Origin of the sequence: Rhodococcus sp. PvR044, from assembly GCF_040548995.1 — a bacterium.
In the GTDB taxonomy this organism is placed as follows: domain Bacteria; phylum Actinomycetota; class Actinomycetes; order Mycobacteriales; family Mycobacteriaceae; genus Rhodococcus_G; species Rhodococcus_G oryzae.
In genome coordinates, this window is the sequence record NZ_JBEPSX010000004.1 from 369,599 (window position 1) to 393,005 (window position 23,407).

Here is a 23,407-nt window from a genome sequence, read left to right on the forward strand (position 1 = left end):
TTGAGTCACAGTCAATAGCTTATTGACAAAAATTCAGTAAGCTGATGGTCATGGCGGTCACCAAGCGCACCCGGCTCAGCCCCGAGGAGAGGCGCGCTCAGCTCATCGACCTGGGCGCGCGCATGCTGGCGGAGCGACCACTCGAGCAGGTGTCGGTCGAGGACATCGCGGACCAGGCCGGCGTCTCCAGGGGACTGCTCTTCCACTACTTCGCGTCCAAGCGCGACTTTCATCTCGCCATCGTGCGCCACACCAACGTCGAGATGCTCGCCCACACCGAACCAGACCTCAGCCTGGAGCCGCTCGAGATCCTGAGGTCCGCGATCACCTCCTACGTCGACTACGTCTCGGAGAACCGGAACACCTACGTCTCGCTGCTCCGCGGCACCGCGAGCGGGGACCCCGAGATGCGCGACGAATTCGAGCGGACCCGGGCGATCATGGCGGAGCGGATAACGCTGCAGCTGCCGAAGCTGGGCATCGAACCGGGACCCCGGATCACCCTCGCGGTCCGGGGCTGGATCGCGTTCGTCGAGGAGGCCACGATCAGCTGGCTCAAGGACCCAGAGATCGCCCGCGAGGAACTGATCGACCTGATCGTCACCGCGCTGCCCGCGGTCGCGCTGAGCTCGGAGGAGGCGGCGGCGCTGCTCGGCGCGTAACGCCAGAGGGATCTGCCGAGGAAGTCGGGTAGCCGACTACGCGCGTCGGCTGGGCTTTGCCGGTGGACGATCGAGGGACGGCACGACCGCTCGGCGTCGGCACGCGGCGCGGCGTGCGTGCGCGAAGGAGCGTGACATGCGTACCGGTGTGATGGAGTCGGCCACGATCCCGCGGTTGGCCCCCGACCTCTTCTTTCGAATCAGCAAATTCATTGCTGCGGCAACCGGCGCCGACTCGCTGTGGCTGCCAGATCACCTGAACGGTCTTCTGCCTGCCTCGATGTGGGAGCCGAAATACACCGCCGCGGCCCGGCTGGCACCTAAGGTGGACGCGATCTACGAGCCGTGGACGGCGCTGGGTTACCTCGCGGCGCGCAACCGGATCCCCAGGCTGCGTCTCGGGGTTGGCGTCACGGACAGCGGGCGGCGCAATCCTGCCGTCACCGCCCAGGCGGCGGCCACCCTGCACCTGCTGACCCGCGGTCGGGCCATCCTCGGGATCGGCCCGGGCGAGCGGGAGGGCAACGAACCCTACGGAGTCGACTGGTCCAAGCCGGTCGCGAGGTTCGAAGAGGCGATGGCGACGATCCGAACACTGTGGAACTCGGGCGGGAGCGCCGTCAGTAGGGAGTCCGACTTCTTCCCGCTCCGCGATGCGACCTTCGACATCCCGCCGCATCGGGGAACCAGGCCGGAGATATGGATGGGCGCTCACGGGCCGAGAATGCTGCGATGTGCGGGGCGGCACGCCGACGCCTGGTTCCCGGCCTTCGCTCAACGACCGAAGGATTACGGTGCAAGGCTGGCCGCGGTGTGCAGCGCCGCATCGGATGCGGGCCGGGATCCCGATGCGATCACCCCAGCGGCGTGGTTTCCGGTCTGCGCAGGTCGAAATCGGGACGAGGTCGACGAGATGCTGGGGACCGTGGGGATGAAGGCATTCGCGTTGTGCGCGTCGGCCGAGGTGTGGTCACGGCACGGTGCCGAGCACCCCCTCGGCGCTGACTTCTCGGGAATGCAGGATCTGCTGCCCCAGGCCCTCGATGAGGCGACCGTGATGAGTTACGCCGAGCGGACGCCCCAATCGCTGCTGCGAGAGGTCTTCTTGGTGGGCACGCCTGCCGAGATTCTGGATCGTCTGGCCGAGTGGCGTGACCACGGGATGCGGTATCCCGTCCTCGCCAACGCCGCATCCTTCGTGCACCTTCGCCTCTCCAACACCCTGCTCAGCTCCGTGTCGTTCATGAGAGTCCTGCGTGGTCTGAAGCGTCTGTGACGGGGTGCTCCGCGGGCATTGTGCGCTGCCCGGTCACGGATTGACTTGTCGCAGTTCACAGCGGAGGGTGCCGCGATGGATGCCGTGTCTCGCAGGGTCTTCCTGAAGTACGCTGCCGTGGCGACGGTGTCGGGCGGCCTCGCCGTGGCGTGCGCGAGTTCGCCGCCGCAGCCGCGCTTCATCACCCCCGCCGACCCCGAGATCGCGGCGCGCGATCGGGCGCTGGCTCGTTCGGCGACGGTGGTCCCGATGGCCCTGTCGGCCAGGCCGGTGACCGTGGACCTCGGCGGAGTCGCGGCGAACACCCGGGGGTTCGGCGGCGACACCGGTGAGGTGAACTACCCCTATTACCTGGTGAACGGCAGGATCCCGGCCGATCCGCCGCAGTTCACCGCGAAGCCCGGCGACCGTGCCCGACTGCGCATCGTCAACGCGGGCGCCGACACGGCATTCCGGGTGGCGCTCGGCGGACGATATGTGGCACCCCATGCACCTGCACGGCCACACCTTTCAGCTCGCCGAGTCGGGTGCCCGCAAGGACACCGTCCTCGTGCTGCCGAGGACCACGATGACGACCCACTTCGACGCCGACAATCCGGGGGTGTGGGCCTTCCACTGTCACAACAGCTTTCACCAGGATTCGGGCATGATGGGCAACATCTCCTACGAGATCTAGTCGCGCCCTTCTCATACCCGGGTATGGGATCCGATCTCACTCCGCAGCGGGAGGTGCCGATCGGGTCCGCGTCCATACCGTCGGTGCATGGACACCCTCGGATCGCAGGTTCGCTCCCTGTTCGCCCGGCAGCGGCCCCTCATGGTGATGGTCACCGCGATGATGTTGCTCGCGTTCGCCTGCGCCGTCGGCATGGTGGTCGACGACCGCACGCTGCTGGGGGTGTCGGTCTGGGTGAAACCGTTCAAGTTCGCGATCGCCTTCGCGCTCTACGGCGCCACCCTGGCGTGGCTGCTGAACCTGCCTCACCGGGGGAGTCGCTGGACGCGTCTGCTGGCTCTCGTCTTCGCGGTGGCCGGCCTCACCGATGTCGCTTTCATCGCGGTCCAGGCGGCCCGCGGAACCTTCAGCCATTTCAACAATTCCGACGACATCGTCAACTCGGTGGGGCAGACGATCTTCGGGTTCGGCGTGTTGGGGCTGTTCGCCGCCAACCTCGTGATCGCCGTGATCCTGCTGCGGCAGCGGCTGGCCGACCACCCGACCACCAGGGCCGTCAAGGCCGGGCTGTGGCTCGCGCTGGCCGGAATGGCGATCGCATACATGGTGGGCTTCCAGGGCGATCAAACGGCGCGCGACGCGAACGGTCGCATGGTCGAGCTCGGCGCCAGGCACACCGTCGGAGCGACCGACGACCGACCCGGCATGCCGATCACCAACTGGAGCACCACCGGTGGGGACCTGCGTATCCCGCACTTCGTCGGGCTGCACGCGCTGCAGGTCCTGCTGCTGGCCGCGGTCGTTCTGGCTGCGCTCGCCCCGCGCGTCGCGTGGCTCCGGGAGGAGGGCTCGCGGGCCGCGGTGATGGGGGTGCTCGCCGGTGGCTACACGGGCCTGCTGGCGCTGCTGTCGTGGCAGGCGCTGCGGGGGCAGCCGCTCACGGACCCCGACGCGCTCACCCTCGCGGCGGGCGGCGCCCTGATCGCGGCCACGGTGCTCGGGGTCGCTGCCGTGCGTGCGTTTCACCCCGGTAGCGGTACGACTCGCGCACGGGTGGCGCAGCCGCTACAGGTGCCGCAGGAACCGGTCGGGGCCGTCCAGGAATGAGCGCCAGTTCCGGACCAGGTCGAGCTCGTCCCACCGCGGGTACTCGATGCCGTCCTCGGTCAGCTCCCAGATCTCGGCGCCGGGACAGGCGGCCAGCACGGGGGAGTGGGTCGCCATGATCACCTGGGAGCCCTCGGCCGCCAGGTCCTTGATCACCCCGAGCAGCGCCAGGCAGGACTGGAACGAGAGCGCGGCCTCCGGCTCGTCCAGGATCCACAGGCCGACACCGATCGGCCGGTCCGCCACATAGCGCAGGAACGACTGGCCGTGGGAGAGCTCGTTGAGCCCCTGGTCGGTGTCCCGGACGCGATCGGTGTCGGCCCGGTCGAAGAGCGAGTGCATGGACTCGGCCCGCAGGAAACAGCCGCCGTACGGCCTGGGCTGCGCGCCGATGCAGGTGAGGTGACGGGGCAGGTCCGTGTCCTCGGCGCTGCCGCCCGCCGACCACAGCCGGTCCTGGGCGCCGCGGAATCCGTTCTGCCAGGCGCCGGCGATGGCCTCGACCAGGGTCGACTTGCCCACGCCGTTCTCGCCCACGACGACCGTCACCGGGCTGGTGAAATCGATTCCGTCCCTGCACAGTTCGCCGATCGAGGGCAGGTCGAGATACCACGAAGCCGGGTCGAATCCACTCCTTCGAGTGAATTCGACCCGGCTCAGTGGCAGGTCTGGTGCGGTCAAACTACGCGATCGGCTTGAACGCCTCGTCGATGATCTCCTGCTGCTCGACGGCGTGCACCTTGCTCGAGCCCGAGGACGGGGCCGACATGGCGCGGCGAGAGATCCGCTTGATGCCGGTCAGCTTGTCGGGGATCAGCTCCGGCAGCGCCAGACCGAACAGCGGCCAGGCACCCTGGTTCGCCGGTTCCTCCTGGACCCAACGGAACTCGGTCGCGTTCGGGTACCGGTCGAGGGTCTCGCGCAGGCGCCGGCTCGGCAGCGGGTACAGCTGCTCGATCCGCACGATCGCGATGTCCTCGCGGTTGTCCTTCTGCTTGCGGGCCAGCAGCTCCCAGTACAGCTTTCCGCTGACCAGCAGCACGCGCTTGACCTTGTCGCGCTCGCCGCCGCCGGTCTCGTACTCCGGCTCCTCGAACACCGAGCGGAACTTGCCGGTGGTGAAGTCCGCGAGATCGCTGACCGCGGCCTTGTTGCGCAGCATCGACTTCGGGGTGAAGACCACCAGCGGACGCCGGATGCCGTCGAGGTGGTGACGACGCAGCAGATGGAAGTACGACGCCGGGGTGGACGGCACCGCCACGGTCATCGAGCCCTCCGCGCACAGCTGGAGGAAGCGCTCGATGCGGCCGGACGTGTGGTCCGGGCCCTGGCCCTCGTGGCCGTGCGGCAGCAGCAGCACGACGTCGGAGAGCTGGCCCCACTTGGCCTCACCGGAGGAGATGAACTCGTCGATGATCGTCTGGGCGCCGTTGACGAAGTCGCCGAACTGCGCCTCCCACAGCACCAGCGCGTCGGGGTTGCCCACCGAGTAGCCGTACTCGAAGCCCACACCCGCGTACTCGGTCAGTGCCGAGTCGTAGACCATGAACTTGCCGCCGTTGCCCGCGTTCGCCGCGATCGCGGAGATCGGGTTGTACTCGCCGCCGGTCTTGCGGTCGATCAGCACCGAATGGCGCTGGGTGAACGTGCCGCGGCGCGAGTCCTGACCGGTCAGGCGCACCAGCGCGCCCTGCTCGACCAGCGAACCGAACGCCAGCAGCTCCGCGTACGCCCAGTCGATCTTGCCGTCGCGCGACATCTCCTGGCGCTTCTCGATGACCGGCTTGACGCGCGGGTGCACCGTGAAGCCCTCGGGCACGTTGACGAACGCGTCGCCGATCCGCTCGAGGACGGCCGGCTCGACGGCGGTGGTCAGGCGGGCGGGCGGGGTCTGGTCGAGCTCGACCGACTCCGACGGCTCGGGCTTGAACTTCTCCAGCTCGCGGACCTCGTTGAACACCCGCTCCAGCTGACCCTGGTAGTCACGCAGCGCATCTTCCGCTTCCTTGAGCGAGATGTCGCCACGGCCGATCAAGGCCTCGGTGTAGCTCTTGCGGACGCTGCGCTTGGTGTCGATCAGGTCGTACATCGCCGGCTGCGTCATCGACGGGTCGTCGCCCTCGTTGTGGCCGCGGCGGCGGTAGCAGATCATGTCGATGACGACGTCCTTGCCGAACTCCTCGCGGTAGTCCACGGCGAGCTGCGCGACCCAGACACAGGCCTCGGGGTCGTCGCCGTTCACGTGGAAGACCGGCGCGGCGATCATCTTCGCGACGTCGGTGCAGTACTCCGAGGAGCGCGAGTGCTCCGGGGCGGTGGTGAAGCCGACCTGGTTGTTGACGACGATGTGCACGGTGCCACCGGTGCGGTAGCCGCGCAGCAGCGACAGGTTCAGCGTCTCCGCGACCACGCCCTGGCCGGCGAAGGCGGCGTCGCCGTGCAGCATCAGCGGCAGCACGGTGAAGCCTTCCTCGCCCTTGTCGAGGATGTCCTGCTTGGCGCGGACGAGGCCCTCGAGGACCGGGTCGACGGCCTCGAGGTGCGACGGGTTCGCGGTGAGCGAGACCTTGATGTCGTTGTCGCCGAACATCTGGATGTAGGTGCCCTCGGCGCCGAGGTGGTACTTCACGTCGCCGGAGCCGTGTGCGGCCGCCGGGTTCATGTTGCCCTCGAACTCGGTGAAGATCTTCGAGTACGGCTTGCCGACGATGTTGGCGAGCACGTTGAGGCGACCGCGGTGCGGCATGCCGATGACGACCTCGTCGAGCTCGTGCTCGGCGCTCTGGTCGATGACGGCGTCCATCATCGGGATGACCGACTCGGCGCCCTCGAGCGAGAACCGCTTCTGGCCGACGTACTTGGTCTGCAGGAAGGTCTCGAAGGCCTCGGCGGCGTTGAGCTTGCTCAGGATGTACTTCTGCTGAGCGACGGTCGGCTTGACGTGCTTGGCCTCGACGCGCTCCTGCAGCCACTGCTGCTGCTTGGGGTCGAGGATGTGCGTGTACTCGACGCCGATGTGCCGGCAGTACGCGTCGCGCAGGATCGACAGCACGTCGCGCAGCTTCATTCGCTGCTTGCCGTGGAAGCCGCCGACGTTGAACTCGCGGTCGAGGTCCCACAGCGTCAGGTCGTGGGTGGTGACGTCGAGGTCGGGGTGGCTGCGGAACTTGTCCTTCACGAACTGCAACGGATCGGTGTCCGCCATCAGGTGTCCGCGGTTGCGGTACGCCGCGATCAGCTCGAGAACACGGGTGCTCTTGTCGATGTCCGTCGCGGAGATGTCCTGGCGCCACCGCACGGGCTCGTACGGGATGTGCAGCGCGTGGAACAGCTCGTCGTAGAAGTCATCGCTGATCAGCAGGTTGTGGATGGTCCGAAGGAAGTCCCCGGACTCCGCGCCCTGAATGATGCGGTGATCGTAGGTCGAGGTCAGCGTCATGAGCTTGCCGACGCCCATCTCGGCGATCTTCTCGTTGCTGGCGCCCTGGAACTCGGCCGGGTACTCCATCGCGCCCGCGCCGATGATGGCGCCCTGGCCCTGCATCAGGCGCGGCACGGAGTGCACGGTGCCGATGGTGCCGGGGTTGGTGAGCGAGATGGTGACGCCCGCGAAGTCCTCCGCGGTGAGCTTGCCGTCCCTGGCGCGGCGGACGATGTCCTCGTACGCGCCGTGGAACTGGGCGAAGTTCATCGCCTCGGTGCCCTTGATGGCGGCGACGACCAGCGAGCGGCTGCCGTCCTTGCCGGGCAGGTCGATGGCCAGACCGAGGTTGGTGTGCGCGGGGGTGATCGCGTTCGGCTTGCCGTCCACCTCGGCGAAATGCCGGTTCATGTTCGGGAAGGCCTTGACGGCCTGGACGATGGCGTAGCCCAGCAGGTGGGTGAACGAGATCTTGCCGCCGCGGGTCCGGGCGAGGTGATTGTTGATGACGACGCGGTTGTCGAACATCAGCTTCGCCGGGATGGCGCGCACGCTGGTGGCGGTCGGGATCGCGAGCGAGGCGGACATGTTGCGCGCGAGCGAGGCCGCGGCGCCACGCAGGACCTTGGACTCGTCGGTGCTGGCAGCCGGGGCTGCGGGCGCGGGCTTGGCTGCGGGAGCCGGGGCCGCGGCCGCGGGCTTGGCAGCGGGGGCCGGGGCTGCGGGCGCGGGCGCTGCTGCCGGTGTGGCTGCTGCGGGGGCAGGCGCCGGGGCTGCCGGGGCGGGGGCAGGGGGTGCGGCGGCAGGCGGTGCGGCGGCGGCCGGGGCGGGCGGCGTGCCGTTCGTCGCTGCGGGTGCGGCGGTGCCGTTCGTCGGGGCGGGCGCCGCGGGAACAGCGGGGCTGCTCACGCCGTTGCCGGCTCCGGAAGCATCTGGCGTGTAATCGGTGAGGAATTCGTGCCAACTCGCGTCGACTGATGCCGGGTCCTTTTGGAACCTCTGGTACATCTCGTCGACCAGCCACTGGTTCTGTCCGAATTGTGACGTAGAACTGCTGCTCACGGCAGGTGTTCGCCTCGTTTCTCTCTTGGTCCCAGATCAGCGCGGATAGACCTGAGGCTAGACCCCATCTGTGACGAGCGCGCACCGGGCGCCCGCCGAGTGAAGTACATCACTTCAGGCCGCCGGGTTCACTACTATCGATGACGGTTAGTCCCCGCGAATTATTCCCTTCTTGGCTCTGCGCTGCATCCCAGAGCCGCTCATAGTGACCACCGGCACGCCGCAAATCGCGATGCCGTCCCTTCTCCACGATCCGCCCGTCGTCGATCACGACCACGAGGTCGGCTTGGGCGGCAGTGGCAAGGCGGTGCGCCACGATGACCGCGGTCCGCCTGCGGGTGAGCAGTCGGCCCGCCTCCAGCACGGTCCGCTCGGTCGCGGGATCGAGCGTCGCGGTGGCCTCGTCGAGCAGCAGGAGGTCGGGGTCGACCAGCTCGGCGCGGGCCAAGGCGATCAGTTGTCGCTGCCCGGCCGACAGCCCCTGGCCGCGTTCCCCGATCGGCTGGAACATCCCGCCCCGGAATCCGGCGATGGTCTGCAGCGCCCCGACCGCGCGGGCCGCGGCGACGATCTCGTCACGGGTGGCGTCGGGTTTCCCGTAGGCGATGTTGCTCGCCACGTCCCCCGAGAAGAGGTGCGCCTCCTGTGGGACCACACCGAGGCGGCCGCGGTATCGGTGCAGTGGATAGGCGCGCAGGTCGACGTCGTCGACGCGAACGGAACCGGTGCTCGGGTCGTAGAACCGGGCGAGCAGCTTGACCACCGTCGACTTGCCCGCGCCGGTCTTGCCGACGAGAGCGACGGTGGTGCCGGACTCGATCCGCAGATCCACCCCGCTCAGCGCCTCCCGTTCGGCACCGCTGTAGCGGAAGCTCACGGCGCCGAAGGAGACGTCGCCGCGCAGGTGGCCTTCGATGGGAACGGTGTCGGGCTGGTTGGCGGTCTCGATGGAACTCGAGGTGCGCAGCAGGTCGCCGATGCGGGTGAGGCCGACGCTCGCCTGCTGGTAGCCGTCGAACACCTGCGAGAGCTGCTGGATGGGACCGAACAGCAGCCCCAGGTAGAGGACGAACGCGACGAGCGTCCCCGCGGTGGCGTCGCCGCTCGCGACCTCGCGCGAACCGACAAGGACCACGGCGGCGAGTGCCAGGTCGGAGAGCAGCGTGATGAACGGAAAGAAGATCGAGATCGCGAGCTGCGAGCGCATCCGGCTGTGGCGGTAGCTGTCCGCCCTGGCGGCGAACCGTTCCGCCGCGAAGTCCTCACGGCGATACGCCTGGGCGGCGCGCAGGCCGGCGATGTTCTCCTGGAAGTCGGCGTTCACGATGGAGATGCGTTCGCGGGAGACCGAGTACGCGACGGAGGACACCCGCCGGAAGATCAGGGTGGCGACGATCAGTGGCGGCACCACGGCGAGGGCGACGAGCGCGAGGACGACATCGGTGAGCAGCAGCGCCACCGAGATGCCGACGACGGTCAGCACGCTGACCACGGCGGTGGACAGGCCGGTCTGGAGGAACGACGACAGCGCGTCGACGTCGGTGGTCATCCGCGTCATGATCCGGCCGGACAGCTCGCGCTCGTAGTAGTCGAGTCCGAGCCGCTGCAGGTGGGCATAGCTGCGCACGCGCAGGCCGTAGAGGACCTTCTCGCCCGCGCGGGCGGTGATCACCGTCATCACCGCGACCACCACCCAGTTGGTGGCCACCAGCGCGACCCCCGCGAGGGTGGCCCACCACAGCGCCGACGGCTGGTCGGGGACCACGCCGTGATCGATGGCGAACTTCACGATCGACGGGAACAGCACACCCGCGAGCGAATCGAGCGCGAGGCAGACGACCACCGCTGCGAGGATCCAGCGGACCGGCCGCAGCAGCGAGGACAACCGGAAGTCGGGATCGGGCCTGCGGAGGCCGGCGTCGTCCATCCGGGGGTTCTCGACCGCTGGCGGCAGCGCCTCGACCGCGGCCCGCAGCTCGGGGGTCGCCGCGACATCGCCGAGGGCGCCCGCCATCGGCCCTCCGCCTCCGCCACCCCCTCCGCCGCGGCCGGGGGCGCCGCCGTGCCCCGCGGACGCGGCCGGGTTGTCGGAGACGATCGCGTCGAACTCGGTGGACGGCACGGTCTCGGGCCACAGTTGGGTGTCGGTGGGTTCGGGCCCCGTCGGCACCGGCGTCGGGTCCGAGTGCGCGCCTTCCGGGTCCGGGTCGGCGAGCAGCGCCCGGAACAACGGACAGCGCTCGTCGAGCTCGGCGATCGTCCCGCTGTCGATGATCCGGCCCTCGTCGAGGACGGCGACCCGGTCCGCCAGGGTCAGCGTCGAGCGCCGGTGCGCCAGGATCAGCGTGGTCCGGTCGCGTTGGGAGCGCAGGGTGTCGAAGATCGCGGCCTCGGTGGCTGCGTCGACGGCGGAGGTGGCGTCGTCGAGGATGAGCAGCCGCGGATCGACCAGCAGCGCGCGCGCCAGTGCGACCCGCTGGCGCTGGCCGCCTGAGAGGGTGAGACCACGCTCGCCGACGACGGTGTCGTAGCCGTCGGGCAGCGCCTCGATGAACTCGTCGGCCTGCGCCATCTTCGCGGCGATCGCGATCTCCTCGGCGCTGGCGTCGGAGCGGCCGAGCGCGATGTTCGCGGAGATGGTGTCGGAGAACAGGAACGGCTCGTCGAAGACCAACCCGACGGCCTCGCGCAGCTGATCGGCCCGCAGGTCCGCCACGTTGATGGCCTGTCCGTCCGAGGTGAGTCCCACGCTGCCCTCGGTGGGCGCATAGAAGCGGGGGAGCAGCAGCGACAGCGCGGTCTTGCCGGATCCGGCCCGGCCAACGACGGCCACCGTCTCGCCGGGAGCGATGTCGAGATCCAGGTCCCGAAGCACCTCGCGGCCGGACTCGAAGCCGAAGGTGACCCCGCGCAGCCGGACCCCGATCGGCCCGGCGGGCAACGGGATCGGGTGCGCCGGGTCCGCGACCGAGGGCTCGGTGTCGATCACCTCGTAGACGCGTTCGACCGCCGCCCGCGACAGCTGGGCCATGATCACCACCGACGACAGCAGGCGGCTGATGTTCGACATCGTCGCCACGTAGGTCGCGAACGCCAGGAAGGTGCCCACCGAGATCGAGCCCTGCAGCGCCAACGCGCCGCCGAGGGCGATCACCCCGACCAGCCCGAGCTGCGGCAGCGCGGCCATGGTCGGAGCGAAGCGAGAGTTGATCCGGGCGGCCCGCATCCGTTCGGCGTAGAGGTCGCGGCCGAGGCCCTCGAGGCGCTGCACCGCCCTGGCCTCCTGGCCGAACCCCTTGACCACCCGGACGCCGGTGACGGTCTCCTCGACGTGCTGCGCGAGGTCGGCTGCGCGTTGCTGGGCGGACCAGGTGGCCGCGTACAGCTTGGGTCGGATCAGCCAGACCACGAGCGAGACCGCAGGCACCACGAGCAGCGCGACGACGGTGAGTAGGGGGGAGAGGTAGGCCATCACCACGACCGCGAGCAGGAACTGGATCAGCGCGCCCGCGGACAGCGGGACCATGGCGAGCAGGCCCTGCACCAGCTGTAGATCGGTGATCGAGCGGGACACCACCTGTCCGGTGCGGATCTGGTCCTGGCCCGCGCCGTCGAGGCGTTGCAGCGAGCTGAGCAGACCGAGGCGGAGGTCGTGCTGCACATCGATGGAGAGCCGGCCGGCGAGCATCCGGCGGCCGAACTGGCATCCGAACCGGACCACGGCCAGCGCCGCGATGCTCGCGGCCACGGTCGCGATCATCTCGGTGGCGCCGCTGGTGGCGTCGTCGATCGCGATCCGGGTCAGGAGCGGGAACGAGATGTCGATGATCGCGGCGATCACCGTGACCGCGAGTGCGCCGAGCACGACGGTCCGGTGGGCCCAGCATTCGGCCGTCAGCCGACGTATCCAGCCGCGTTTGCTCTCCGAGGTCACCATCGAAATCCACGGTAGCCCCGGGGTCCGACGCGGACGCCTCAGGGCTAGGTGATGTCGCGGGCTCGCGTCAGCCACCAGCCGAGGCCGGCCGACAGTGCGGCCCAGGCCAGCAGCACGATCGGCGCGAGCGGCCACGGCGCGGTGTCCGAGAGCCCGTCGGTGGCCGCGCCCAGCACGGTGGACAGGGTGAGCGCGCCCGGCAACCACGCCGCGACCGATCCCGCACCGAACCCGGCGAGTATCGCGCCGACGATCATCTCGCCGACCGGGTACCAGGCCAGCAGCGCGATCGCCGCGCCGATCGAGGAGGCGAACGCCAGTCCCAGCCCGGCCCCGATCAGCGACCAGGCGATGGACGTCAGCACCCCGGCGGCGAACAGTTCCGCCAACGAGCCGTCGAATTCCAGTGCGCCGCCGAACGCCGTCAGGCAGATCGCCGCGAGCGCCATGGCCGCGATCGCGTACAGCGCGCCGAAGGCCGCCGTCACGATCAGTTTCGCGGCGAGCACCCGGTCCCGGTCCGAGGCCATGAGGAAGGTGGGAGTCAGTGTGCTGTACCGGAATTCGGTACCCGCGTTCACCGCGCCGAAGAGGCCGGCGAACAGGGCCACCCAGCCGATGGTGATGAAGAGCCCGACGTTCGCCGCGCTGGTGGTGAGTTCGGCGTCCATGGTGGTGAGGGTGTCGTCGACCGCCGCGAAGATCGCTCCGGCGAACAGGGCGACCGCCAGCGGTGCGATCGCCAGGGCCCACCAGAAGCGCAGGGTGGTGACCTTGCGGAGTTCCGCGGTGAGCAGCGCGGTCATCGGGGACCTCCGTAGTGCTGGCCCGGCTGGTAGTCGGCCGCGTACCGGCCGGATGTCATCGACAGGAACACCTGCTCGAGGTCGACCGGCTCGGCGGTGGCGCCGAAGATGCGCACGCCTGCGGGCTGTGCGATGGCGGCGATCGTGTCGAGTTCGGCGCCGGTGACGGCCAGGCGGCCGTCGGGCAGCACCTGCGCGTCGGTGATCCCGTTGGCGGCCAGGGCGATCGCAAGGGTGGCGGGATCGGATCCCGCGATCAGGATGCGGCCCTGGCGAGAACGCCGAAGGTCATCGATGCCGCCCTGGTAGACAAGGCGGCCCTCGCTCACGATGACCAGGCGGTCGACGGTCTGCTCCACCTCGCGCAGGATGTGGCTGGAGACCAGGACCGTGCGGCCGGACCGGGCGAATGCCTTGAGGAACTCGCGCAGCCAGGCGATGCCCTCGGGGTCGAGGCCGTTCGCGGGTTCGTCGAGGACCAGCATCTGGGGGTCGCCGAGCAGGGCGGTGGCCAGCGCGAGCCGCTGCCGCATGCCGAGCGAGAAGGTGCCTGCCTTCTGGTGTGCGGCCTGTTCGAGCCCGACCAGCGCCAGGACCTGTCGGGCGCGCGAATCGGGGAGCCCGGTCGCGGCGGTGTAGACGAGGAGATGGCCGAGCGCGGTGCGGTTCGGGTGCAGGCTAAGCGAATCGAGAACAGCGCCGACCACGCGCGCGGGTTGTGTGAGCGCCGCGAACGGCACGCCGGCGATGGTGGCGGTGCCCGCGGTCGGCCGCACCAGGCCTAGCAACATGCGCAGCGTGGTGGTCTTGCCTGCGCCGTTCGGGCCGAGGAACCCGGTGATCGATCCCTGCGGCACGGTGAAGCTCAGATCCGATACGGCGTCAACGGTTTTGAACTGCTTGGACAGTCCGATCGCCTCGAGTGCCGCCGGGTGTCCCCCTGCGCTCATGCCGTGCCCTCCCTCCGTGATGGGCGCCAGCCTATCCGCGGAGGGAGGGGTGGGCGGATCTCCCGCGTGGTTTCAGTTCTGCAGGCCGAGCGCGACGGCGAGCGCGGTGAGGGCGGGCAGCTGGTCGCCGTCGACGGGGAGCGCCTGGATGGCGACATGGTTCGCGCCCGCGTCGAGGTGTTCGGTGAGGCGGGCGGCGATCGCGGCGGCATCGCCGTGCGCGACGAGGGCGTCGATCACCCGGTCGCTGCCGCCGTCGGCGAGTTCGGCCTCGGTGAATCCGAGCCGGGTGAGGTTCGCGATGTAGTTCTGTAGGTGCAGGTACGGGTTCTCCACGACGGGGCGGCCGATCGCCCTTGCGGCCGCGGCGTCGGTGTCGAGCACGATCTTGTGCTCGGGTGCGAGAAGTGGTTCGGGGCCGAGCAACTCGCGCGCCTCGCGGGTGTGCTCCGGGGTGGTCAGGTAGGGGTGCGCGCCTGCGGTGCGGTCCGCCGCGAGCCTGAGCACGCGCGGCCCGAGGGCCGCGAGGACGCGGCGCCCGGCGGGGACTCCGGCCGCGTCGAGCTCGTCGAGGTAGGCGACGAGTGCCTGATAGGGCTTCGCGTAGACCTGTGCGGAGTGCTCGGGATGACCGGCGCCGATGCCGAGCAGGAACCTGCCCGGGTGGCGCGCCTCCAGTCGGTGGAACGACGCGGCGACCTCGGCGGCGGGGGAGACCCAGATGTTGGTGATCCCGGTGGCGACGGTGAGACCGGTGGTCGCGTCGAGCAGGGCCTCGGCGGTCTTCAGGTCCGCGGGCGGGGAGCCGCCGAGCCAGACGGTGCCGTAACCCAGCCGTTCCAGCGCCTGACCGAACTCGGGAGTCGCGAAGTATGCGGGCTGCCACACACCGATTCGGCCGAGGTCGGGGGTTTCTTCGATGACGCTCATGGGCTCTCCGTCCGATTGGCTTGCCATAGGGATGCTTTGCGCAACCCCGCGATGCCGGAGTTCATTCCGGCACCTGATTCGGCGATCTTCGGAGGGTCGTAGCCTGCTGATCATGGTGGTTACCGGGGGCAAGGATCGGCTGCTCGTGCTGCGCGCGAGCCTCACGCTGGCCGTCGCCATGGGGCTGGGCCGGTTCGCGTTCACGCCGATTCTGCCGTTGATGGTGGGTCAGACGGGGCTGACCGCTGAGTCCGCGGCCACGCTGGCGACGGCGAACTACCTCGGCTACCTGGTGGGTGCGGTGGCGGCGATCTTCGCGCACTGGATTCCCAGGAGCAGGGCGGCGCTGCGGGTCTCGCTTGTCCTGCTGATCGCGACGCTGGCGCTGATGCCGGCGGCAGAGTCGATGTCGTTGTGGCTGACGTTGCGGTTCCTGGCCGGTATCGCCAGCGCGGTGCTGTTCGTGTTCACTGCGCGGGTGGCGCACCAGCAGGTCAGGAGCGGCGGGGACGGTGTCGGTTGGGTGTTCGGTGGCATCGGGGCCGGAATCGCGTTGTCCGGCTGCGCGCTTCTCGCGTTGGGGTCCGGCGGATCGTGGCGGGTGAGTTGGCTGGTGGTGGCCGCGTTGGCGGCGGTCCTGGCGCTGTTCGCGTGGTCGCTGCCCGGCGGTGACCCGGCGACCGCGACCTCGGCGGGTGAGCAGTCGCCGGTGTCGCGCCGGGACCGGACGCGATTCGCCTGGCTGATGGCGGCCTACTTCTGTGAGGGCATCGGCTACATCGTGTCGGCCACCTTCATCGTCGCCGCGGTGGCCTCCATCGGAACGGCGACCTGGTTGGGCGGCGCGGTGTGGATCGCGGTCGGGCTGGCCGGGCTCCCGTCCTGCGTGCTGTGGATCAGGCTGTCACGCAGGCACTCCCGGGTGGCGATGCTGGCGGTGGCGTTCGCCGTCCAGATCATCGGGGTGGGGGCCTCGGCCCTGTTCGACGCGACGGCCGTGCAATTGTTGGCTGCGCTGGCCTTCGGCGGCACGTTCATGGGAATCGTGATGCTGACGCTCGCGGAGGGTACCGAGCTGGTGGGCCCGCGCGCCCCCGCGATCGGAACGGCGCTGTACGGGCTCGGCCAGGTGCTCGGCCCCCTGATGGTGGCCCCGTTGCTCGACACCGGTTACTCGCGGTCGCTCGCCCTTGCGGCCGGAATCCTGGTGCTCGGGTTGGCGTTCCTTGTGCCGCTGCTCCGTTCTGCTCGGGCGGAGGTACCGGAGTCGGAGCGCGTGGTCGTGCGCTAGTTGATTCCTGCGTAGGAGTGCAGGCCCGAGACGACGAAGTTGATGGCGAACATGTTGAACAGTGTGGTGGCGAGGGCTGCGACGTTGATCCACGACGCGCGAAGGGTCCCCCACCCGCTCGTAGCTCGCGCGTGTAGGTAGGCGGCGTAGAGCACCCACGCGATGAAGGAAACGGTCTCCTTCGGATCCCAGCCCCAGAAGCGTCCCCATGCGGCCTCGGCCCAGATCGCGCCGCAGATGACACCGATGGTGTAGAGCGGGAAGCCGACGATGGTCGTGCGGTAGGCGACTCGGTCGAGCAGGTCTGCGGATGGAAGCCGGTTGGCGATCCAGGCTTTCGGGCCGCGGTCGTTGGCGTGTCCATGGACGGCGACGATGTGGAGCAGGCTGGCTGTGCTGGCGAAGGTGAGGATCCCGCAGGCGGACACGATGATGGTGACGTGGATGGCGATCCAGTAGGAGCGCAACGCCGGCACGAGGGGGGCGGCGTCGTTGTACATCGCCGATGCGGCGATGAACAGGAGTACGACCACCGGTGCGAGTACGAAGACCGTCAGGTTGCGGATCGGGTACTGCCTCACGGCGACCAGCCAACACACGACAGTCGCTGCGCTCAGGAAGAGTGCGTACTCGTAGAGGTTGCCCAGCGGCCAGCGGTCGGTCGCCAGGCCACGCAGAACGATCGCGGCCACGTTCAGTGTCAGGGCAACGAGTGTGAGGGCGATGGCGGCACGTCCAGCTCGCTCGCTTGGCGGGCGGTAGCTGTCCGCGGCCGAGATTCGCCCCGGCATGTTCGAGGCTGATGCGCCGACAGCGGCCACGGCCCGCACCTGGGCGTCCGCTGCGGTGCGGCGGCGAACGGAAGTGCCCGCAAAATCGAATGCCGAAAGACCCAGAGCAAGAACGTAGATCGCGAACGCGGACGCGAACGCGAAATCGCTGTACTGCGCCAGTGTGGTGTCAACCGGCATGAGGCCCCCTCGCAACTCATCGGCTACTACGGTGGATAGTAGACGACTCGGCGCAGGGCTGGACTTCGTGCAAGCCCTGATTTATGTCAGGCTCCCGGCGTAGAATCGAATGTATGTTCGAGATCGGTGGCGGGGTGAGGTCCGGTGTCGAGGCGGAGGCCGCCTCGCTGCTGGCCGACGCCGCTGCCCTCGACGAGGTGGTCGGGTCCTGCCGGGCGGAGAATCGGTTCGCGGCGCGGAAGGTGTTGGCGGCGGGCCGGTTCTGGGAGTCGTGGATCGAGCGCGATATCCGGTTGGGGTCGGGTGACATCGTCGATTGCGGCAATGGTGCGGTCGCGGAGTTGGCGGTGCGGATGGGCTGTTCGAAGACCGTCGCGGAGTCCCTTGCCTCGCTGGGCATGGACTTGCGGTTGCGGCTGCCGCTGGCGCGTGCGGCGTTCGAGGCCGGTGAGCTGGACCTGCCGCGGGTGCGGGCCATCGGCCGCGAGACGACGGGGCTGAAGCCGGAGACGGTGGCGGCGTTGGAGCCGGGGATTGTGGCGGCCGCGCGGCGGCTGACGCCGGGCCCGCTCGCCGGCGAGATCGGCCGGCTCGTAGCCGAATATTCGGCGGAGGAGGCGGCCGCGCAGCGGGAGACCGCGCAGGAGGTGGGGCGCCGGGTCGTCAAGCGTTCCCGCGGCAACACTTCGACCATCGAGGTGAATGTGTCGCCGGAGGAGGCCGAGCAGGTGATGCAGCTGGTCGCGGAGTTCGCGGCCACGGTCTGCCCTCATGACAAGCGCGGCAAGCAGTGCCGGTTGGTGGATGCGGTGTTGGCGATGATGCACGGCGAGTCGTACCTGCGGTGCAGCTGCGACCGCGCCGACTGCGCGCAGGCGGGTCGGGCCGCGTTGCCGGGTCGGCGGGCGCCGCTGACGCAGATCACCATCGATGTCCCGACGCTGGTGGGGCTACTGTCCGAACCCGCCTACCTGCACGGCCACGGGCTGATCGACCCCGAGCTGGCGCGCAAACTGGCCGCGGACGGAACCTGGCAGGCACTGCTCACCGAGGCACTCAACCTGGCCGAGGAACTAGGGCTGATCGCCCATGGCGAGGACGCCGCCGCCGGCGATGGCAACGGCGACCGCGCGGCTCTAGGAACTGTCAATGACATTGCCCCGCAGCCAGAGTCCGAGTCAGTGCCAGCCGCGGGGGTCGGCGAAGAAGCAATAGACCAAACCGATGGGGAGAGGTCTGCCCATATCAAGGCCGACCCGCCCGGCCCCGAGGCATTGCCCCCGTCACTGCCGCCGCGGTTCTGCGTGCGCTCGTACCTCGCCCGCGGCAGTCGCCGGAAAGCCGGCTACATCCCCGATTTCGGAACGCTTGCTCCACCGCGATCGTGCACTTCACCACCACCACCGACGAGCATCGGCACCATCACCGACGCGGTCCTCGCTGCCATCGATGCCGATCCGACCCTGGCCCGACCGGAACACCCCGACGGACACGGCGGCCTGACCGCCCCACCTGCCGGCGCCCTCACCTACCGCCCCGACGCCGCCACCACAGCGCTCGTCCACGCACGCGACGGGCACTGCCGATTCCCTGGCTGCACCCGCCCCGCGGCCGGATGCCAACTCGACCACATCATCGAGTACCGGGCCCACGATCCCCTCGGCGGCGGCTGGACCATCGTCGCCAACCTGCACTGCCTCTGCCAGTTCCATCATCAACTCAAGACCCTCGGCCTCTGGACGGTGACCGCATTACCCGGCCACACAATGCTCTGGACCTCAAGGACCGGCACCACCGCCCTCACCCTCCCCACCGGCGCCCACGGCAGCCACACCCTCGCAACCCCAACCCCGCGCATCACGGGCCGCCGCGGCCGGACCCCATTGCCGAAACCGGAAACACCACCAGTGCCGCCACCGTTCTGAACGCGAATGTCCCCGCGGCCACCAGGGTGACCACGGGGACGTTCAGCGGGTGAGGCTCGCGCGCGACTACTGCCCGAGCATCGCCTTCATCTGGGTGATCTCGGTCTGCTGGCCTGCGATGATCTTCTTCGCGAGCTCCTGCACCTGCTCGCTCTGTCCGTCAGTCAGGATCGCGGACGAGGACTCCACCGCGCCCTGATGGTGGGCGATCATCATCTCCAGCCACGCCCGGTCGAAATCGGCTCCCGACGACTGCTCGAGCTGCGTCATCTGCTCCGCAGTCATCATCCCGTCGCCGCCGTCGCCGTGGCCCATATCGGCGTGGCTCATGTCTGCTGTCATCGTCGGCACCCCCCACTCGGCGAGCCACCCCGTCATCTGCACGATCTCGGGGTCCTGGGCGGCCTTGATCTGGCCGGCCAGCGCCAGCAGTTCCGCATTCTCGGTGCGGCCCTCGGTCAGCGCCGCCATCTCCACGGCCTGCTGGTGGTGCGGAATCATCATCTGCACCCACATGACATCGGCGTTGTTGTGGGTGCCCGCCGATGCGGACGGCGCCGCACTCGAGGTCATCGACATCGAGCCCATCGAATCCATCGAGTGGCCGGATCCGGAGTCGTCGTTGGAGCAGCCCGCGATCAGTGCGACGGCGGCAGCGGCCGCTGCGATCATGCCGGTGGTCTTGGTACGTGTGTTCATCGTTCTTCCTTGGTCTTTCGAGTGGGACAGTGGCCGAACTGCGTCGAGCGCGACGCAGTGGCCCTGTCAGACCCGCAGAAGGCACAAGGTGGCAAGGCGATTCGAGGTGGGCACGGCAAACGGTGGCCCGCGACCGGTGTAGGTGACCGCGGACCGGCCGCGGCGAATCCGGGTGCCCGCGCCCGACGGGAGGCCGAACGCGATCAGGGACATCGCCAGCAGCACCGCCGAGAGCAGGACTGCGACGCACGCGTTGAGCATGTGGTGGCCGCCGGTGTGGTCGGCCGGCCGCTGGTCCGCGGGCGCGGCCACATGGGCCGACATCTCGGTATCGGGCGTCGGCAGGTCCGGTGCCATGACGGGTGACTCGTATCCGGTCATCGCCCCGTGAGCTGCGCCCGGGGTGCCCGCGTCGCGCGTATCCACCGCAGCCGCGCTGACCGCGGCCCGCGAACCGTGCGCCTGCCCGGCGTCCTTCACTGCCGCCGCCACGTGATGCATCGCCAGCAGGCCGCAGACCAGCGCGCCGAGCAGCAGCGCGCACGACAGTGCGGCGCGCTGCGGGGCGAGGCGGACCCGGTCCATGCCTAGACCATACCCTGCGGGGGTCAGGTAGTGAGCTCCAGCGGCCACCGCGCGGGTGCGGGCCCGAAGGCGTCGCGCGCGTTGTTGATCACGCCCTTGCCGATCACTCGGTTGCCGGTGCCGCCGATCGCCGCTCCGATGCCCGCGGGTACCAGCTTGCCCAGGATCAGCGCACTCCGGCGGGCCGCGTACTTGGTGACGAACTTGTGGATCAGCGTCCGGTTCATCCCGGTCATCGTCTGCGCCGGGAGCCGATTGGTGATGAGTGAGCCCCAGTTCTTCGTGGTCGCGCCGACGGCCTTCTCCACGATCTCCATGCCCGAGGCGCCCAGCGCCACCGCGAGTACCAGCGCCCGGCGCTGCTCGTGCTGCTGCACCGAGATGCCGTGCACCGAGGCGATCGCCAGCGTCAACAGGGCCGAGGCCTCCAGGAAGAACACCGACTCCGCGCCGACCGCCGCGATGGAGCCGACCGTGCCGATGCCGGGCACCGCCGCGGCGGCGCCCACCGCGCCGCCGCTACCGGTCACCGCGGTGAGGAAGATCTTCTCCATCCGCTCGACGATCTGCTGGGGATTCTCGTCGGGATGGGCCCGGCGAACCCGGTCCACGTACTTCTGGATCGCGGGTCCCTGCAGCTTGGCGCCGTTGTCGAGCAGCGACACGATGACCTGCTCGATGCGTCCCAGCTTGTCCGCCATGGTCTTCCCCTCCGTCACGGCCAGCACCGTCCGCGGCCGAACTCCTGTCCAACGGTCGGCCTCGTCGTGTTTGTTCCTGGCCCGGGCACGTCGTCCCTGGATGCGACGCAGATCACTGCCTACGCTGAGATCATGACCGGGCACTCGGAGGGTAGACGGGCATCGCCCGCGCAGGCCCTGCGCCCGTTCGTCGGTCCCTACGAGGGCTATCGACTGACCGGGTTCGAGCCCGGCTCGCACCTGGGCCTGCCCTCGCCGTACCTGACGGTGATCATCGCGCTCGACGCCCCGCTCGAACTCGCACGGATGTCCGATCCGCGGCAGCAGCCCGGCGCCTGGGGCACCCTCGCCAGCGGCCTGTCCACCGCGCCGGTCACGATCCGGCACGACGGCAACCAGCACGGTGTCCAGCTCGCCCTCACCCCGGCCGGTTCAAGGGCGCTCCTCGGTGTGCCCGCCGCCGAGCTCGGTGCCTGGGTCGTCGAGCTCGAGGACCTGCTCGGCACCGACGCCGCCGAGCTGAGCGACCGGATCGCGGCGCAGCACTCCTGGGAGGCCCGCTTCGCGGTGCTAGACGAGGTGCTGTCCCGCCGCCTCGCCGACGCCGAGATCGATCCGCACCTCGAGCACGCGTGGCAGCTCCTGACGGCCGCCGACGGTGTGGTCCGGGTCGGCCAGGTGGCCCGCGAGATCGGTTGGAGCAGAAGGCACCTGGTCGGCCGGTTCGCCGCGGAGTTCGGAGTCAGCCCCAAGGAGGCGGCCAAGCTTGCTCGCTTCCACCGCTCGCATCAACTCCTGCGGAGCCGGCCGTCCATCTCCCTCGCCGACGTCGCCGCCCGGTCCGGCTTCTACGACCAGGCCCACCTGGCGCGCGATTGGCGGGACATCGTCGGGATCCCGCCGTCGAGGTGGCGGGCCGAGGAGCTGTTCTCATTCATCCAAGCGGACCAGACATCGGAAGGAGCAGTGTCGAGGGCATGAGCACACAAACGATCAACACCACCACGATCTGGCCCACGCTCAGCTACGCGAACGCGCGAGGGGCCATCGCGTTCCTCGTGGACGCCTTCGGATTCATCGAGACCGCCGTCTACGGCGAGGGGGAGCGGGTCGACCATGCCCAGCTCGACTGGCCGGGCGGCGGCGGCGTCATGCTCGGCTCGCAACGCCCCGACTCCGCGGTGGGGGACCTGCCGACGGGGGTCGGTTCGGTGTACATCGTCGTCCCGGACCCCGACGCGCTGTACCTGCGTGCCGTCGATGGCGGGGCCACCATCGTGAAGGGGCTCACCGACGAGGACTACGGCTCCCGCGGGTTCACCTGCCGCGATCCCGAAGGCGTGTACTGGAGTTTCGGCACCTACGCAGGCGAGCCGCCCAGGACCCAGTGATCGGCGGGGACCACCTCGTCGGGCTTCGGCGGATGCGGCGGCGTGCCGTCGCCGAACGGTCTGCCGCCCAACGCTTCCCTCCCGTGCGGCTCGAGCCAGTTGGCGAGATCCGGCCCCTTGGGGATGATCTGGGTCGGGTTCACGTCGGAGTGCACCACGTAGTAGTGCTTCTTGATCTGCGCGAAGTCGATGGTGTCGCCGAAGCCCGGCGTCTGGAACAGGTCCCGCGCGTAGTCCCACAGCACGTGCATCTCGGTGAGCTTGCTGCGGTTGCACTTGAAGTGCCCGTGGTAGACCGGATCGAACCGGACCAGGGTGGTGAACAGCCGGACGTCCGCCTCGGTGATGGTGTCGCCCACCAGGAATCGCTGCGTCGCGAGCCGGTGGGTCAGCCAGTCCAGCCTCGCGAAGAGACGGTCGTAGGCCTCTTCGTACGACTCCTGGGTGCCGGCGAATCCGCAGCGGTACACGCCGTTGTTGACGTCCTTGAACACCAGCTCGGCGACCTCGTCGATCTCCGGTCGCAGCGCCTCCGGGTACAGGTCGGGTGCGCCCTCGCGGTGGAACTGCTTCCACTCGGTCGAGAGATCGAGGGTGAGCTGCGGGTAGTTGTTGGTCACCACCTGACCGGTCGGGATGTCGACGATCGCGGGCACCGTGATCCCGCGCGGATAGTCGGGGAAGCGGGCGAAGTACGCGTCCTGCAGGCGCGGGATCTTCAGCACCGGGTCCAGCCCGCCCGGATCGAGGTCGAAGGTCCAGCTCCGCTGGTCGTGGGTCGGCCCGCAGATGCCCATCGACAGGACGTCCTCGAGGCCGAGCAGTCGCCGCACGATGATGGCGCGATTCGCCCAGGGGCAGGCCCGCGCGACGACGAGTCGGTAGCGACCGGGCTCGACCGGGTAGCCGTCACGGCCGTCCGCGGTGATCCGGGTGGTGATGTAGCGGGTGTCGCGGGTGAACTCCTGGCCCGCTTCGACATACGACCCCGCGGTGCTGTTCTCGTCGGTCACTGTT

The 23,407-nt window shown here is 69.3% G+C and carries 18 protein-coding genes and 2 pseudogenes; 9 read left to right on the plus strand and 11 right to left on the minus strand.

Going from position 1 to position 23,407, the window contains the following annotated elements; translation table 11 throughout:
- Positions 1 to 50: 50 nt before the first annotated feature.
- From ABIC28_RS12680 to ABIC28_RS12700, 5 genes and pseudogenes are all read left to right on the plus strand, one after another.
- Complete coding sequence (locus tag ABIC28_RS12680; protein ID WP_354579121.1) at positions 51 to 662, plus strand: TetR/AcrR family transcriptional regulator; 612 nt, start codon at positions 51 to 53, stop codon at positions 660 to 662.
- 136 nt (positions 663 to 798) lie between these two features.
- Entirely contained in the window at positions 799 to 1,938 is a 1,140-nt protein-coding gene (locus tag ABIC28_RS12685) for an LLM class flavin-dependent oxidoreductase (protein WP_354579123.1), read from the plus strand.
- A 75-nt stretch (positions 1,939 to 2,013) separates the two neighbouring features.
- Positions 2,014 to 2,091: pseudogene (locus tag ABIC28_RS12690) on the plus strand (twin-arginine translocation signal domain-containing protein); the annotation flags it as partial.
- A 162-nt stretch (positions 2,092 to 2,253) separates the two neighbouring features.
- A pseudogene (locus ABIC28_RS12695) lies at positions 2,254 to 2,614 on the plus strand (multicopper oxidase domain-containing protein); the annotation flags it as partial.
- Positions 2,615 to 2,701: 87 nt separating this feature from the next.
- Positions 2,702 to 3,721 (plus strand): MFS transporter, encoded by a 1,020-nt coding sequence (locus ABIC28_RS12700; protein WP_354579125.1) that lies wholly within the window; start codon positions 2,702 to 2,704, stop codon positions 3,719 to 3,721.
- On the opposite strand, the gene ABIC28_RS12705 is transcribed toward ABIC28_RS12700, so the two are convergent.
- From ABIC28_RS12705 to ABIC28_RS12730, 6 genes are all read right to left on the minus strand, one after another.
- Positions 3,680 to 4,381, minus strand: coding sequence for an AAA family ATPase (locus ABIC28_RS12705; protein WP_354579215.1), 702 nt, complete (start codon positions 4,379 to 4,381; stop codon positions 3,680 to 3,682). The two genes, ABIC28_RS12700 and ABIC28_RS12705, sit on opposite strands and share 42 nt — an antisense overlap.
- A gap of 22 nt (positions 4,382 to 4,403) precedes the next feature.
- Complete coding sequence (locus tag ABIC28_RS12710; protein WP_354579127.1) at positions 4,404 to 8,204, minus strand: multifunctional oxoglutarate decarboxylase/oxoglutarate dehydrogenase thiamine pyrophosphate-binding subunit/dihydrolipoyllysine-residue succinyltransferase subunit; 3,801 nt, start codon at positions 8,202 to 8,204, stop codon at positions 4,404 to 4,406.
- 109 nt (positions 8,205 to 8,313) lie between these two features.
- Entirely contained in the window at positions 8,314 to 12,141 is a 3,828-nt protein-coding gene (locus ABIC28_RS12715; RefSeq protein ID WP_354579129.1) for an ABC transporter ATP-binding protein, read from the minus strand.
- 44 nt (positions 12,142 to 12,185) lie between these two features.
- Positions 12,186 to 12,947 carry an ABC transporter permease gene (locus ABIC28_RS12720; protein ID WP_097212488.1) on the minus strand — a complete coding sequence of 254 codons (762 nt, stop codon included), beginning with the start codon at positions 12,945 to 12,947 and terminating at the stop codon, positions 12,186 to 12,188.
- Complete coding sequence (locus ABIC28_RS12725) at positions 12,944 to 13,897, minus strand: ABC transporter ATP-binding protein (protein ID WP_097212487.1); 954 nt, start codon at positions 13,895 to 13,897, stop codon at positions 12,944 to 12,946. The genes ABIC28_RS12720 and ABIC28_RS12725 overlap by 4 nt, the downstream gene beginning before the upstream one ends.
- Before the next feature lie 72 nt (positions 13,898 to 13,969).
- Positions 13,970 to 14,827 carry an LLM class F420-dependent oxidoreductase gene (locus ABIC28_RS12730; protein WP_354579132.1) on the minus strand — a complete coding sequence of 286 codons (858 nt, stop codon included), beginning with the start codon at positions 14,825 to 14,827 and terminating at the stop codon, positions 13,970 to 13,972.
- Between the two features lie 112 nt (positions 14,828 to 14,939).
- Here ABIC28_RS12730 and ABIC28_RS12735 point away from each other — a divergent pair, with 112 nt between their 5' ends.
- Positions 14,940 to 16,118, plus strand: a complete 1,179-nt coding sequence (locus ABIC28_RS12735; RefSeq protein ID WP_354579134.1) for a YbfB/YjiJ family MFS transporter — start codon at positions 14,940 to 14,942, stop codon at positions 16,116 to 16,118.
- Here the strand turns inward: ABIC28_RS12735 and ccsB are convergent.
- Entirely contained in the window at positions 16,115 to 17,089 is a 975-nt protein-coding gene (gene ccsB, locus ABIC28_RS12740; RefSeq protein ID WP_354579136.1) for a c-type cytochrome biogenesis protein CcsB, read from the minus strand. The two genes, ABIC28_RS12735 and ccsB, sit on opposite strands and share 4 nt — an antisense overlap.
- A gap of 113 nt (positions 17,090 to 17,202) precedes the next feature.
- On the opposite strand from ccsB, the gene ABIC28_RS12745 reads away from it, so the two are divergent.
- Entirely contained in the window at positions 17,203 to 19,014 is a 1,812-nt protein-coding gene (locus tag ABIC28_RS12745) for an HNH endonuclease signature motif containing protein (protein ID WP_354579138.1), read from the plus strand.
- Positions 19,015 to 19,080: 66 nt separating this feature from the next.
- On the opposite strand, the gene ABIC28_RS12750 is transcribed toward ABIC28_RS12745, so the two are convergent.
- The 3 genes from ABIC28_RS12750 to ABIC28_RS12760 form a co-directional block, all read right to left on the minus strand.
- On the minus strand, positions 19,081 to 19,713 hold the full coding sequence (locus ABIC28_RS12750) for a DUF305 domain-containing protein (RefSeq protein ID WP_354579140.1): 633 nt from the start codon (positions 19,711 to 19,713) through the stop codon (positions 19,081 to 19,083).
- A gap of 66 nt (positions 19,714 to 19,779) precedes the next feature.
- Positions 19,780 to 20,298 (minus strand): hypothetical protein, encoded by a 519-nt coding sequence (locus tag ABIC28_RS12755; protein WP_354579142.1) that lies wholly within the window; start codon positions 20,296 to 20,298, stop codon positions 19,780 to 19,782.
- A 23-nt stretch (positions 20,299 to 20,321) separates the two neighbouring features.
- The gene (locus ABIC28_RS12760) at positions 20,322 to 20,999 is read right to left on the minus strand and encodes a hypothetical protein (RefSeq protein WP_097212611.1); all 678 of its coding nucleotides are present in this window, start codon (positions 20,997 to 20,999) and stop codon (positions 20,322 to 20,324) included.
- Positions 21,000 to 21,131: 132 nt separating this feature from the next.
- On the opposite strand from ABIC28_RS12760, the gene ABIC28_RS12765 reads away from it, so the two are divergent.
- Positions 21,132 to 21,980 carry an AraC family transcriptional regulator gene (locus tag ABIC28_RS12765; protein WP_354579144.1) on the plus strand — a complete coding sequence of 283 codons (849 nt, stop codon included), beginning with the start codon at positions 21,132 to 21,134 and terminating at the stop codon, positions 21,978 to 21,980.
- On the plus strand, positions 21,977 to 22,390 hold the full coding sequence (locus tag ABIC28_RS12770; protein ID WP_097212479.1) for a VOC family protein: 414 nt from the start codon (positions 21,977 to 21,979) through the stop codon (positions 22,388 to 22,390). The genes ABIC28_RS12765 and ABIC28_RS12770 overlap by 4 nt, the downstream gene beginning before the upstream one ends.
- Here ABIC28_RS12770 and ABIC28_RS12775 read toward each other — a convergent pair.
- Positions 22,360 to 23,403 carry a glutathione S-transferase family protein gene (locus ABIC28_RS12775; protein WP_354579147.1) on the minus strand — a complete coding sequence of 348 codons (1,044 nt, stop codon included), beginning with the start codon at positions 23,401 to 23,403 and terminating at the stop codon, positions 22,360 to 22,362. The two genes, ABIC28_RS12770 and ABIC28_RS12775, sit on opposite strands and share 31 nt — an antisense overlap.
- Positions 23,404 to 23,407: the final 4 nt, after the last annotated feature.

What these genes read in the sequence shown, in the direction of transcription:
- ABIC28_RS12760 (WP_097212611.1), bottom strand. Translation starts at nt 20,999, where the DNA reads ATGGCGGACAAGCTGGGACGCATCGAGCAGGTCATCGTGTCGCTGCTC.
- ABIC28_RS12745 (WP_354579138.1), top strand. Translation starts at nt 17,203, where the DNA reads ATGTTCGAGATCGGTGGCGGGGTGAGGTCCGGTGTCGAGGCGGAGGCC.
- ABIC28_RS12700 (WP_354579125.1), top strand. Translation starts at nt 2,702, where the DNA reads ATGGACACCCTCGGATCGCAGGTTCGCTCCCTGTTCGCCCGGCAGCGG.
- ABIC28_RS12750 (WP_354579140.1), bottom strand. Translation starts at nt 19,713, where the DNA reads ATGAACACACGTACCAAGACCACCGGCATGATCGCAGCGGCCGCTGCC.
- ABIC28_RS12735 (WP_354579134.1), top strand. Translation starts at nt 14,940, where the DNA reads ATGGTGGTTACCGGGGGCAAGGATCGGCTGCTCGTGCTGCGCGCGAGC.
- ccsB (WP_354579136.1), bottom strand. Translation starts at nt 17,089, where the DNA reads ATGCCGGTTGACACCACACTGGCGCAGTACAGCGATTTCGCGTTCGCG.
- ABIC28_RS12725 (WP_097212487.1), bottom strand. Translation starts at nt 13,897, where the DNA reads ATGAGCGCAGGGGGACACCCGGCGGCACTCGAGGCGATCGGACTGTCC.
- ABIC28_RS12715 (WP_354579129.1), bottom strand. Translation starts at nt 12,141, where the DNA reads ATGGTGACCTCGGAGAGCAAACGCGGCTGGATACGTCGGCTGACGGCC.
- ABIC28_RS12680 (WP_354579121.1), top strand. Translation starts at nt 51, where the DNA reads ATGGCGGTCACCAAGCGCACCCGGCTCAGCCCCGAGGAGAGGCGCGCT.
- ABIC28_RS12765 (WP_354579144.1), top strand. Translation starts at nt 21,132, where the DNA reads ATGACCGGGCACTCGGAGGGTAGACGGGCATCGCCCGCGCAGGCCCTG.
- ABIC28_RS12770 (WP_097212479.1), top strand. Translation starts at nt 21,977, where the DNA reads ATGAGCACACAAACGATCAACACCACCACGATCTGGCCCACGCTCAGC.
- ABIC28_RS12730 (WP_354579132.1), bottom strand. Translation starts at nt 14,827, where the DNA reads ATGAGCGTCATCGAAGAAACCCCCGACCTCGGCCGAATCGGTGTGTGG.
- ABIC28_RS12755 (WP_354579142.1), bottom strand. Translation starts at nt 20,298, where the DNA reads ATGGACCGGGTCCGCCTCGCCCCGCAGCGCGCCGCACTGTCGTGCGCG.
- ABIC28_RS12685 (WP_354579123.1), top strand. Translation starts at nt 799, where the DNA reads ATGCGTACCGGTGTGATGGAGTCGGCCACGATCCCGCGGTTGGCCCCC.
- ABIC28_RS12720 (WP_097212488.1), bottom strand. Translation starts at nt 12,947, where the DNA reads ATGACCGCGCTGCTCACCGCGGAACTCCGCAAGGTCACCACCCTGCGC.